The sequence below is a fragment of the Bradyrhizobium sp. UFLA05-108 genome (assembly GCF_059803455.1).
Genome location: NZ_JBANAZ010000074.1, coordinates 35,628 through 46,260, shown reverse-complemented (window position 1 = coordinate 46,260; position 10,633 = coordinate 35,628). Strand labels below are relative to the sequence as shown.

General features: G+C 58.9%; 14 protein-coding genes and 3 pseudogenes. 10 read left to right on the top strand and 7 right to left on the bottom strand.

What is annotated here, in order from left to right; all coding sequences use genetic code 11:
* Window positions 1-302: 302 nt before the first annotated feature.
* Entirely contained in the window at window positions 303-689 is a 387-nt protein-coding gene (locus SO140_RS37420; protein WP_449384313.1) for a GYD domain-containing protein, read from the bottom strand.
* Between the two features lie 384 nt (window positions 690-1,073).
* On the opposite strand from SO140_RS37420, the gene SO140_RS37415 reads away from it, so the two are divergent.
* Together SO140_RS37415 and SO140_RS37410 are read left to right on the top strand one after the other, a co-directional pair.
* Window positions 1,074-2,414 (top strand): MFS transporter, encoded by a 1,341-nt coding sequence (locus SO140_RS37415; protein WP_449384314.1) that lies wholly within the window; start codon window positions 1,074-1,076, stop codon window positions 2,412-2,414.
* A 708-nt stretch (window positions 2,415-3,122) separates the two neighbouring features.
* Entirely contained in the window at window positions 3,123-3,359 is a 237-nt protein-coding gene (locus SO140_RS37410) for a hypothetical protein (protein ID WP_449384315.1), read from the top strand.
* Window positions 3,360-3,723: 364 nt separating this feature from the next.
* Here SO140_RS37410 and SO140_RS37405 read toward each other — a convergent pair whose 3' ends face one another.
* The 3 genes from SO140_RS37405 to SO140_RS37395 form a co-directional block, all read right to left on the bottom strand.
* On the bottom strand, window positions 3,724-3,972 hold the full coding sequence (locus SO140_RS37405) for a hypothetical protein (protein WP_449384316.1): 249 nt from the start codon (window positions 3,970-3,972) through the stop codon (window positions 3,724-3,726).
* Window positions 3,973-4,088: 116 nt separating this feature from the next.
* Window positions 4,089-4,403 carry an adenylate/guanylate cyclase domain-containing protein gene (locus tag SO140_RS37400; protein ID WP_449384328.1) on the bottom strand — a complete coding sequence of 105 codons (315 nt, stop codon included), beginning with the start codon at window positions 4,401-4,403 and terminating at the stop codon, window positions 4,089-4,091.
* Window positions 4,351-4,533, bottom strand: coding sequence for an SAM domain-containing protein (locus SO140_RS37395; RefSeq protein ID WP_449384317.1), 183 nt, complete (start codon window positions 4,531-4,533; stop codon window positions 4,351-4,353). Before SO140_RS37395 ends, SO140_RS37400 begins: the two co-directional genes overlap by 53 nt.
* A 255-nt stretch (window positions 4,534-4,788) precedes the next feature.
* Between SO140_RS37395 and SO140_RS37390 the strand changes: the two genes are divergently transcribed.
* Window positions 4,789-5,010: a hypothetical protein gene (locus tag SO140_RS37390; RefSeq protein ID WP_449384318.1), complete on the top strand. Its 222-nt coding sequence runs from the start codon at window positions 4,789-4,791 to the stop codon at window positions 5,008-5,010.
* 19 nt (window positions 5,011-5,029) lie between these two features.
* On the top strand, window positions 5,030-5,425 hold the full coding sequence (locus SO140_RS37385) for a hypothetical protein (protein WP_449384319.1): 396 nt from the start codon (window positions 5,030-5,032) through the stop codon (window positions 5,423-5,425).
* A 35-nt stretch (window positions 5,426-5,460) separates the two neighbouring features.
* On the opposite strand, the gene SO140_RS37380 is transcribed toward SO140_RS37385, so the two are convergent.
* From SO140_RS37380 to SO140_RS37370, 3 genes and pseudogenes are all read right to left on the bottom strand, one after another.
* Window positions 5,461-5,976 (bottom strand): inorganic diphosphatase, encoded by a 516-nt coding sequence (locus tag SO140_RS37380; RefSeq protein ID WP_449384320.1) that lies wholly within the window; start codon window positions 5,974-5,976, stop codon window positions 5,461-5,463.
* A 90-nt stretch (window positions 5,977-6,066) separates the two neighbouring features.
* Window positions 6,067-6,541, bottom strand: a pseudogene (locus tag SO140_RS37375) (YciE/YciF ferroxidase family protein).
* 227 nt (window positions 6,542-6,768) lie between these two features.
* Window positions 6,769-7,125: a PRC-barrel domain-containing protein gene (locus tag SO140_RS37370; RefSeq protein WP_449384321.1), complete on the bottom strand. Its 357-nt coding sequence runs from the start codon at window positions 7,123-7,125 to the stop codon at window positions 6,769-6,771.
* Between the two features lie 160 nt (window positions 7,126-7,285).
* Here SO140_RS37370 and SO140_RS37365 point away from each other — a divergent pair.
* From SO140_RS37365 to SO140_RS37340, 6 genes and pseudogenes are all read left to right on the top strand, one after another.
* Window positions 7,286-7,484 (top strand): annotated as a pseudogene (locus SO140_RS37365) (hypothetical protein).
* Window positions 7,485-7,575: 91 nt separating this feature from the next.
* Window positions 7,576-7,821: a hypothetical protein gene (locus tag SO140_RS37360; RefSeq protein ID WP_449384322.1), complete on the top strand. Its 246-nt coding sequence runs from the start codon at window positions 7,576-7,578 to the stop codon at window positions 7,819-7,821.
* A 374-nt stretch (window positions 7,822-8,195) separates the two neighbouring features.
* Complete coding sequence (locus SO140_RS37355; protein WP_449384323.1) at window positions 8,196-8,537, top strand: DUF1236 domain-containing protein; 342 nt, start codon at window positions 8,196-8,198, stop codon at window positions 8,535-8,537.
* Window positions 8,538-8,636: 99 nt separating this feature from the next.
* Window positions 8,637-9,047, top strand: coding sequence for a hypothetical protein (locus SO140_RS37350; protein WP_449384324.1), 411 nt, complete (start codon window positions 8,637-8,639; stop codon window positions 9,045-9,047).
* Between the two features lie 134 nt (window positions 9,048-9,181).
* Window positions 9,182-9,391: a hypothetical protein gene (locus tag SO140_RS37345; RefSeq protein WP_449384325.1), complete on the top strand. Its 210-nt coding sequence runs from the start codon at window positions 9,182-9,184 to the stop codon at window positions 9,389-9,391.
* A 137-nt stretch (window positions 9,392-9,528) separates the two neighbouring features.
* Window positions 9,529-10,592, top strand: a pseudogene (locus tag SO140_RS37340) (glycosyltransferase family 4 protein).
* Window positions 10,593-10,633 lie beyond the last annotated feature (41 nt).

The window sequence follows — 10,633 nt, the reverse complement described above, 5'->3', positions numbered from 1 at the left end:
TGCGACGTCGCTGCTTCATGTCCACACTCCATCTCTGCTAAAAGATTAGAGTGTTGCACCGACCGGTTGAGTCCACCGGTCAAAATGCGAAGAACTCAGTGAGAGCAAATCTGGTCCGCTATGCTCCACTGACCGGACCTCAATGAGGCGTGCCGCCACTTCGCTGATGGGCCCCTTCTGAGACTTGCCGACGGACACCAAGAATGTCCGCCCATCGGGTAAGACCGGAAGCGATTGGCCACCCGCTTTACGAACTCCCGTAGGCATAGTCTCGGCCATCCACGTGGCGTGTGGAGGTTCGGCTACTTTGTGTCCGATGCGATTTCGCGAGCCGACTCGATCGGCACCCCATAGAAGTCAGCTCCGGCCGATCTGAATTTCTTCGCAAGCTCACCCGCCTGACCGAAAGCCTTTACTGTATCGTCGGCGGACAGTGCCACCGTCGTGGTTATGTCGGACAAGCTTCCGCCAGCTGCCGCCGCAAGCACGGCCGACACCAGCGTACGTTCGTCGGGTGCTTCGGCTACTATCAGCCAGTCATACCGACCCAAGGTGAGGTACCAACTGATTAGACGACCGCCGGCGGCGGCGAGCATCTCAGCAATCGCCTCAGAACGGTTCTCCGGCTTCGCGGTCATTGCGCGGATCGCCGCCGGTGTGTACCGCCCCTGCGAAATGTAGATTGTCATATTGTTCTCCTGTGTGCTCCCATCGTCGCTCATTTTAGATTCACGCGGAAGCTGGGGTGAGGGAACCAAATCACGCGAAGGAACTTGGGGTTTTGCAACCGAGATCGTGTTTAGCTTGCATCGTAGTGCAGCATCGGAAAGCCTGTCCCTAAGTGAGATCCAGCGCCGACGGCAGCCGTGAAGTCTGTACTGCGGTGCACCGGCGTTGTCTGCACGATCTGGCTTTGAACGATTGACCTTGCCATCCAGAAAATGCGGTCACACGGACGACGCGCAAGTTGATACCCATCGGATCAGATACAACCGATTGGGAGCAAAAATGAGTGCCCTCAAAGTGATCCGGGCAGGCCGCCTAAGCCCGACCGACACGGAGGTAACGGTGCCATGGACGAGATCGAAGCAAGGACCATCCGCAAGATAATGTGGCGTCTGCTGCCCTTCCTCTTCGTCTGCTACTTCGTCGCGTACCTCGACCGGGTGAACGTCGGTTTCGCCAAACTACAAATGAACTCGGCGCTTGGCCTGTCGGAGGCTGCATACGGCTTCGGTGCGGGCCTGTTCTTCATCTCCTATTTCCTGTTTGAAGTACCATCCAACCTTGCGCTCGACAGGTTCGGCGCTCGGCTCTGGATCGCCCGCATCATGTTAAGCTGGGGTGTCATCTCTGGTTTGTTCGCCTTCATCCCCTCGATCTCGGCGGCTACCGGGATCTCGACCGAGTGGGTTTTCTACATCCTCCGTTTCCTGCTCGGTCTCGCCGAAGCGGGCTTCTTTCCCGGGATCATTTTCTACCTGACACTGTGGTTCCCCTCGGTCTACCGCGCCCGGGTTGTCTCCTTGTTCATGCTGGCAATACCGTTCTCGTCGATTGTGGGCGGCCCGATTTCCGGGGCTCTGCTGAACATCGTCGGCGCTGGACTGGATGGCTGGCAATGGCTCTTCATCCTCGAAGCCTTGCCGTCGATCCTGATGGGCTTCGGGGTCATCTTCTACCTGACTGACCGGCCGGGGCTTGCGACGTGGCTCGCCAACGACGAGAGGGGCTGGCTCGAACAACGGCTAGAATCCGAAAGGCAGCACAAGGTGGCTGTCGAGCACCTAGGCATCGTCAAGGCGCTCACCGACCTCCGTGTCCTTGCTTGCGCGTTCGTCTATTTTTGTCTGAACGCGGCGAGCTATGGTGTGGCGTTTTTCTTGCCGACGATTATCAAGGACTTCGGCGTGAGTAACTTCCAGACCGGCCTGCTGTCCGCTGTGCCGTTCTTGTTTGGCGCCGTCGGAATGGTCCTCCTGGGCCGCAACTCCGACCGCACCTTGAAGCGTCGGGAGCACGTTTGCTTTGCCATGCTTCTCGCCTCAGTCGGTCTGGCCGGCGCGGGTCTCGTCTCCGCCCCGGCGCTGGTGCTTGGCTTCCTCTGCCTGAGCCAGATCGGCGTTTCCGCGACGCCCCCTCTGCTGTGGCCGATACCCAGCGCGTTCCTGACGGGAGCTTCGGCTGCGGCGGGGATCGCGGGGATCAATGCGCTCGGCAATCTGTCCGGGTTCGCCGGACCTTTCCTGATGGGTTACCTCAAAGATGCGACTGGCAGCTTCACCGCCGGGCTGCTGGTCTTGGGCGGTTGCGCCTTGGTCGGTGGCCTCGTCGCCTTGACGCTTAAAGTTAGTCCACGACTAGAGATGGCCGGCTCTGCGCCAGGCGGGCCCGCGCCGGCGGCGGCCCGCTGAGAGGACCAGGCGATGAGAGTCGATGGGTTTGGGATTGTGGACCGATTCCAGCTGAAACCGTTGCCGGTCGCTAAGGTATCTGCGTGAGCGAGCGCTCCACGCCGCCGGAAACGAGATAGCCGCTGTGGCAACGCGCAGCCATCCCATCGGACCTTCATGGAGGGCGCTACTTACTTTCCATTGCTTGGACCAGCGGCCTCAAGCGCGCGGTGGATGACCTTCGCTTTGAGTCCTTGTTCCTGACCCTTCGCGTCACTTCGCGGCGTTGCGGAGTTTGGTCGCTATCTGGGCAAAGCGGAAATGTAGGTGGGACGCACGACTTGTGATTATAATTTTCGGCAAACGTTCTGGCAGATATTCGTTACTGCGATAGCCCGTAACCCAGCTCCGCACACTCGACTTCTGCGGGCCGCTGCGATTCGCTCGCGCTGCTTGCTGACCAAATCTTCCGCGACCCATTCGTCAGGCCACGCGGAACACGTCTGGCTCAATCTCTGAAATTGGCGCTCGCAGGCCTGTGCAGTCGCTCCAAATGAAAGTTTTATGACGCATTGCGCACGCTTTTGAGCGCATGGCGCTGATGATCTGTATCCCAATTCCCACACTGCGACCGAAACGCGTCTGTTTGTTGCTTATCGGACAGACAGGCAACTCTCTTTTGTTTCAACGTTTGCTTGCCGGATACAATCATTAGCTGGAGAGATGAAAGTGGATCGTTCCCTGATAACTGACATGCCGCGCGACAAATATGTCGGGCGCTGCAAGCAGCGAGCCTTCGATTATCTCAACCGAGACGATCTTAAAAATGCGGTCGGCTCGTTTGTAACCGATATGAGCGCACGTCCCGATTGCGAATTGCCACACCACTTAGCTGCCCTCGGCGTTTTGCTGCTGATGGGGAACGATGTACTTGGCTGGAGGAAGCTGATCGAAGGAATTAGGTGATGGTCACTCGTAAGGAGTGAACAGCGGCTCGATATTGTCCTGATAGAGCCGCGAAGCTGCGACCGAGCACCGCGGGCGGCAGGAACAAACTCATATTGCCATGCAATGGAAAAATTCACGCTAGTAGTCGATAGCCTCGCGCTCGCCGCCTTCGTGTCGGTCCTCATCTTTGCAAAGCAAACACGCGGACGAAGGTAACGAGCGGCGGACAGCCATCATGGTCGGCGTGCCGCCGCCTCGGATAACCCAGCCGGTGACGTTGCCGCCGATCACAAGCGTCCGAATGCTGCCGGTCGGATGTCGGCAACCGACGGGAAAATGTCGACGGGATCTGATCTCGAAAATCGCAGGAGTATAGGACGGGCTATGACACCAACGTGTCGACCATGACTTTGGCCTTCTTCAGATCATCGGTGTCGAAGCCTTCGATGAACCAGTTATAGACCGGAGCGAGCAGATCGCGAGCCTCGTCGCGTTTACCCTGGTCGCGCCAAAGCTGCGCCATGCTCGTCGCAGCGCTCAGCTCCCAAGACCTCGCCTGCTGTCGACGTGCAATTTCGCAAAGTCGGCACTGCGCTTCCCCGGCCTCGACGAGATCGCCAACAACCACCAACCCCCGTCGCGATACCAAGGCGGGTCTGTAATGGGACGGACGATTTAAGCGCGCCAAGTGCAGTAATCATTTCCAGAGCGGCGCGCACGGCCCGATCGGCGTCGTCCTCGTGCGCCTCAGGGATAACCGAAATAAATGAGCACGCCATCGCCCAAATATTTCGCGACGAAGCCGCCAAAGCGGCGCTCGGTATCGGCAACGCACGTCTGGTACGCCGAAATGATCTCACGCAGGTCTTCCGGGTCCATTCGTACGGAGAGCGACGTCGAACCGACAAGATCCGAGAACATCACCGTAATCTGGCGGCGCTCCCCGGCGTCATTATTGACTTTGCGAGTATCGGAAGGAGCGTCGCTGAGGGGCAACGGTGCGTCCGGTTCAGCTCGTAAGGCACGCGATGGCATCGAGTAGCTTACGGCGATGCCCGACAAGTCCGACACCAAGATCCTTCAAGTCCTCCGCCGTTAAGCTTGGGAGGACTGTGTCGTTGATCACATTCTCGCGGAACGCTGCCTCATATTGTTCGAGACCGAGCCTCCGCAGCCAACCCCCGAGGTCCATGGCGGCGCCCCAGTTTGTCTAGCCGCAACGATCCCCAGGCACGACAGCCTGTCCAGAGTATCGTTTTCGAATGGCCGGTTTGGTCACAAGCGGTAAGGTTCAGATCAGTAGACGCTGTGCCTCAAAGTGGACGCAAGGCATTTACGCCAGACGCCCGCCAGATGGGCGGACAGCGAAATTTTCCAGAACTCGGAACAGTAGGGGCCGCCGCCAGGTTCTACGCGTCGGGGGCTAGGAATTGTGGAGCTTTCCTCGATGGCTACCCAGATCGTTATGGACCACACAGGCGACAGCAGACATTTTTTTGACCAAACTGACACCAAGGGGGTGGCCGGGGCTGAGCGACGCTTTCGCAAGCTGACCGGCCAAGGATTTACAGCTGCCACGCGAACGGCGACAGGCGATCTCAACATCGTTCGGACGTTTGATCCGGCCGTTGACGAGACATTGTTCTATCCGCGCCTTGTCGGTGGCTAGCCTGTTCGCTGCAGGGTAGATGTTTTGGTTCAGACGCAATCGCCTTGGCAGTCGCGCGCGGTGGCGCGCGCTTCGTGGGCTCTATTGGAGCTTCATCGAGCAAAATCCTCCTGAAGCCCGTGCGCTTCGCCTTTTGCGAGAATGGTTATCGCCTAAGCAGCGGGCGCAATTCGATACCCAAGGTCACTTCGATGTCACAGGCTGTCACACGGGGCGACGATATCGAATTTGCCAGGGCACGATGAGGAATGTTTTGGAGATCGATGAACAAGGGCAGGCGAAGAAGGGTTGGTGCTTCGTTCCCGCGCGTGCTCTAGCAGTTGGTGATGTGATGCTCGCGCAGAAGATCGCGCTCGAAACCGACGAAATGGCGGTCCTGTCGCGCGCTAACGAGTTTCCGCCGAAACAGCCTTGACCGCCCCAGGGGGCAATGCGCCCATTGAGGCGCCTTTAGCGCGCGAGACGTTTGATGGTCTTCGCGGCGCGGGTCGGCCCATGCCATCCCAAAAACGTCAGTTCCTTGTTTTCGAGCGCATCGGTCGCAAGAAAGAACTGCTCCAGTTCGTCATGGGCGCGAGAGGGGAGGTGTCTGATATCTTTCAGATCAGCTTCGAGGGGCGACCGGTCGGGTACAGCGAAGATGCGATCGTTTCGCTCCTTCGCGCCTTTACTCTTTTGCTCGACCTCCAAAATGCCAATCGGCCGGCAGCGCAATACGACGCCAGGATAGGTACGCGAATCATGGATGATCAAAACGTCGAGTGGATCACCGTCTTCGGCCTTGGTCGACGGAATGAAGCCCCAGTCATAAGGGTAAGTGAGGCCGGCCATCAAAGGCTTCGCCAAGCTGAAAGCGCCAAGCTTCGGATCGTAATCGAGCTTGCACGAACTCCCACGCGGCGTTTCGACTACTGCGTAGATGTTCTCCTTATCCGCCCAGCTTGGTAATTTTGTGAGGTGGGTCATGTGCGATGTTGGAAATGTTTGTTGCAAAGAAGACGACGAAGTCGATGGTCCAGCTCGATGGTCACCGAGCTCCTCCATGTTGATGACGGATCAGGTCGCGCTTGAGGCCTTTCTGTTGACGCCTTTGCGCTGCGCGACCGTGTTGAGCTTGATGTTCGCGGCCTTCTCTTCGTTGAGGTTTGTCGTCAAAAAGCGCACGATGTCCTCGTGCCCAAGTTCCTCGGCCCAGGCGATGAGCGTGTTGTACCGACACATCTCGTAATGCTCGACAGCTTGCGCATTCGAAACGATAGCAGCATCGAGAACCGATTTGTCTTCGATTTCGGCCGCCGTTCCATCCGCTTCCTTGATGATGCCGTCGATCGCCGGGCATTGCGCCCCACTGGGCTGCATGCCAAATTTCTCGAAGACCTTTTGCAGCCGCTGAAGTCTCTTCGAGGTGGTTCTTGAGACCAGCCGACAAGTCGCGGTTGGTCGACTTCTCGATCATCTTGGGCAGCGATTTCACGATCTGCTGCTCGGCATAGTAGATGTCCTGGAGGCCGTGGATCAGCAGGTCTTCCATTGACTTTATGTCTTTGGTGAATATTCCCATATTTGACTTCTCCTTTTGCAATGATCGCAACCGGCTGCCGTTCCTGTTCTCTCTAGCGGGTTCGGAGAATCGAATTAGACCGCAAGAGGATTGAGTCAGCTTGCTAACAGGTGCGCGATGGACGCGGGGGACGATGCCGTAGTCGTTGCGGCATCGCCCCTGTCGTAGGTTGATCTCGGCCAGGTCGCCGGCGAGGGTCAGAATCCGGAATAGTACTCGTTCACCGCTCTCGCCCGTCCCGGGTCCTCCCAATTCCAGTCGTTGTCATTGCCGTATTTCGGTGCTCCCTGCAGCCGTTCTGCGGTGAGATTGGATCGATATCCGCCAAGGTTCGTGTCGTACTTCAAGGATTGCCAAGGCAGCGGGTAGTGATCGTCGCCGATTCCCAGGAAGCCACCGAAACCGAGAACGGCATACGATACCTTACCGCTGACCTTGTCGATCATCACACGCTCGATCGAGCCGATCTTCTGGTTATCGGCGCCGTACACTGCGGTGCCCTCGACCTTGTCGCTGCCGATCAGCGTTCCTGTTTCACGCCTTTCCGTTTCCATCGCAATCCTCCTCATTTAGAAACATCGATGCGGTGTAACGGAGCGCGCCTGATGCTCGTTCCTTTCGATCTTCTGCGCGAAGACGAGGAACTGACGGTGGGTGTGGCGATTGAATCGTCAGATCGACGTTCGGAGTTTGTCATTAGGTCCATACTCGCCGTTGCCTGTCGCCTTTGCTTTCATCTCCTCTGGAGCCGCCGAGGCAAAAGGATGCATCAAGGGAGCCATCGTCGGCGGCGGGCCACGTGGCGGGCCACGGTAAGCGTGGCGCAGCGGCCGGTTGCGTGATCGGCCATCACGAGGCGAACAAGTCGGATCCGAACAAGGCCAATGCTCAAGCGCGGTCCGGTCAAAAGTGAGTATTCACTCCGCGGGCTACGGGCTCGTCTGGACCCGCGGATGTCTTGAAAACGTACCAATGTCCGGTGCCGCACGGTCGATCGAGATGCCATGAAGATCAGGTCGCATTCCGAGAGTCACATAGTCGAACTCGACGATGGCTCGCGCTGGCAGATATTTCCGGGCGATCTCGACGTCACGCTCAACTGGAAGCCGGAAACCGAGCTTGACCTTGTCGTGACGAAGGGCGACGTCGGCTCTCATGCTCTCGTCGGCGCCGGCGGCATTGTCCGGGTCATACGCGCAGGCGAATCTTGGCCCGTACGGGAGGTGAGATCGATCCTTAAGAACGGCTGACGACTGCTCCGACCGCTGGACGCGATAACCGCCGTCTCGGGAGCCGAACGACCTGGACGCCTCTCATCGAAAACTTCGGTCGCGCGAGGCGCTGTTTGCGCCAGGTCCATGCCTCGTCTTCCAACTTCGTTGCCATTCCTGCCTCTTGACGCAACTCCACGACATCGGACGTGCGCATGATTCCTCCATTCTTGAGAGCAGCAACGGTCATGAGGGTGGGATCGACCCTCGTCCCCCCAAATGCAATCTGGCAACACCTGTTCGGTTCCGCGGGCTCGCAGGGAAAAAGTGGCACGTCTCCCGTCAAGCGCAGGGAACGATTGGCACTAATGGTGGTTTTCGCGCCGACCGCATTCAGCGGCGAGGAGAATGACATGAGGAAGTTGCTACTGCTGTCCGCGGCGGCAGCGCTGATTTCGACAGGCGCGTTTGCCCAGTCCACAGTCACGACGACCGGGGCCGGACATACCGCCGTAGTGCAGATCGAGCCGGAGTACCGCACAAAGATTCGGAGCTACGTAACTGAGCACAAGATCCGTCCGGTCGAGACGCGCGAGAAGATCGCCGTCGGATCCCCGGTGCCAAGCGGCGTAGAGCTCGAAGCGGTGCCATCGGAATGGGGGCCGTCGCTCACCAAGTATCGGTACGTCTATTCCGGAGAGCGCGTGATGCTGGTGGATCCGGCCACCCGAACTGTTGTCCAGGAGGTGGACTAAGATCCGTCGCGGCGGGCCGGGGAGGAGGCGACCCGCCGCGAAACCGTCGCGCGCCCCGGCAATCGACGAAAATACGAAACTTAGACAAAACGGCGGCCCATGCCGATCATCAGATACTTCGTTTTCGTCGGCCTTGTCTTGACCGCGCTGCTCTTTGCCGCCGACGGATATCTTCCTGCCTCGGTTGATCATGCCCAGTCCGCGGACTTCGATAAGACGATCATTCGCATTCGGTCGGCGCGGAGACTTCCCGAAAAAATCGTGCTCGATACGAGTAGCCCCGCGATGGTCGCGCCGATGACACCAGCGGCGGAAGTGGCGAACTCATCTTCTTCAGAACCCTTAGCAGCGATGACCGAGGCGACGGCGCCGAAGACTGAAGGCCAGAGGCCGCTTGCGCAGACAGTCGCACGACAAAGGTCTCGTGCGAAGCGGTCCGCGAAGCTGGTGCGCAGGCCGACGGAAAGACGATTGGCTTTCGATCGTCGTGATTTCTCTGGAACGTGGTGATCGGTTGCTCCCGCCGGCCTAACGAGGACGCCGCGGCCTGTGCTGTCCCTAGCCGGAAGTATAAGGGAAAAACCGGAAACTCCCGCCCTTGAGACGAGTTGCCGTGCGACAACGTCACTTTTCGCGGAGCGCAAATGGTCGCCGATGTCCCGTTGCGAGCGGCCGTGGATACGGTCTGGTCCCTGTTTCGGGCGAAGCATCGCGAGGTCGATGCCGCGGACAGGCGACGCTGCCTTCTTGAGCGACATCTGCAAGGGAGATGGGAAGCGCGTGTGAGCGACGCCGAAGAACTGACAGGGTTCGGCCTGGCTTACCTGGAGCGCCTTCCCGAAGACGAATGTTGAGTCTGGTGGAGGGGCTCGTCAAACGAGTCACGTTCGACAGTGCGAGGCCGGGATGGACGTTGCTCGCTATCTCGGAGCTCCTATCCGCAGCGGTCATCCTCGTCTTTCGGGCCGTGCTTCCAGTCTAGGGGAAATCGATGCGCATCGCCCAACTTGCTCCCTTGGCCGAGAGCGTCCCACCTAAGCTCTACGGCGGCACGGAGCGAGTAGTGGCGTGGCTGGTGGATGAACTGATCGAACTGGGGCACGACGTCACGCTGTTTGCGAGCGGCGATTCCCGGACGAAAGGGAAGCTTCAGCCCGTATGGCCGCGCGCGCTGCGCCTCGGGCGGAAGGGCGCCGATCCAAACGCGGCCTTAGCGCTGCAGCTGGAGGCAATCGCCAAGCGCGCGAAAGAATTCGATGTGATTCACGCGCACATCGACTGGCTGCCGCTTCCGCTGCTCAGTCGGCTGGGTGTGCCGTTCCTCATTACCATGCATGGTCGGCTCGACTTTGCCGGGGCTTTCCGACGTGATGCGGGAATTTCCTGGCGCGGGCTTCGTGTCGATTTCCGACCATCAACGCCTACCACTTCCGGAGACGAATTGGAGCGGCACGATCCAGCACGGACTGCCCTCGAACCTGTTTCGGCCGTGGCACGCAGAAGGATCATCTGGCGTTTCTCGGACGGCTCACGGCGGAGAAAGGTCCGGAAGATGCGATCCGCATAGCGAGCGCAGCGGGAAAGCCACTGCGCACCGCTGCAAAGATACCGCGTGCCGAGAGCGCTTACTTCAAAAAGAAGCTCGAGCCTCGTATCGATGGCGAGATTATTCAGTTGATCGGCGAGGTCGATGAAGTAAGAAAGCAGCCATTCCTTGCCCAGGCCGCCGCCTTACTATTTCCAATTGATTGGCCCGAACCGTTCGGCCTGGTCATGATCGAGGCGATGGCGTGCGGAACGCCTGTTATCGCCTATCGCTCGGGCTCGGTTCCGGAGGTGATCGACGACGGGGTGACGGGCGTCATCGTCGACAGCGAGAGGCAGGCTGTTGACGCCGTCAAGGAGGTTGCACGACTGGACAGACGGAAGGTGCGCGCCCGCTTCGAAGAACGTTTCACCGCTATCCGGATGGCGCGAGCGTACGAAACTCAATACGGGCAGCTGATCGCGCGCCAATCGGGCCGGTGCGGTTGCCGGGGCCAGCCAAGGGTATAAAATCACTACGATTGTTTGTCCGCTTGACACTTTTCAACGTC

Coding starts and splice junctions, on each gene's coding strand:
- SO140_RS37355 (WP_449384323.1), top strand. CDS start 8,196: ATGAGGAAGTTGCTACTGCTGTCCGCGGCGGCAGCGCTGATTTCGACA.
- SO140_RS37390 (WP_449384318.1), top strand. CDS start 4,789: ATGGCTACCCAGATCGTTATGGACCACACAGGCGACAGCAGACATTTT.
- SO140_RS37420 (WP_449384313.1), bottom strand. CDS start 689: ATGACAATCTACATTTCGCAGGGGCGGTACACACCGGCGGCGATCCGC.
- SO140_RS37385 (WP_449384319.1), top strand. CDS start 5,030: ATGTTTTGGTTCAGACGCAATCGCCTTGGCAGTCGCGCGCGGTGGCGC.
- SO140_RS37360 (WP_449384322.1), top strand. CDS start 7,576: ATGAAGATCAGGTCGCATTCCGAGAGTCACATAGTCGAACTCGACGAT.
- SO140_RS37345 (WP_449384325.1), top strand. CDS start 9,182: ATGGTCGCCGATGTCCCGTTGCGAGCGGCCGTGGATACGGTCTGGTCC.
- SO140_RS37350 (WP_449384324.1), top strand. CDS start 8,637: ATGCCGATCATCAGATACTTCGTTTTCGTCGGCCTTGTCTTGACCGCG.
- SO140_RS37380 (WP_449384320.1), bottom strand. CDS start 5,976: ATGACCCACCTCACAAAATTACCAAGCTGGGCGGATAAGGAGAACATC.
- SO140_RS37395 (WP_449384317.1), bottom strand. CDS start 4,533: ATGGACCTCGGGGGTTGGCTGCGGAGGCTCGGTCTCGAACAATATGAG.
- SO140_RS37370 (WP_449384321.1), bottom strand. CDS start 7,125: ATGGAAACGGAAAGGCGTGAAACAGGAACGCTGATCGGCAGCGACAAG.
- SO140_RS37415 (WP_449384314.1), top strand. CDS start 1,074: ATGGACGAGATCGAAGCAAGGACCATCCGCAAGATAATGTGGCGTCTG.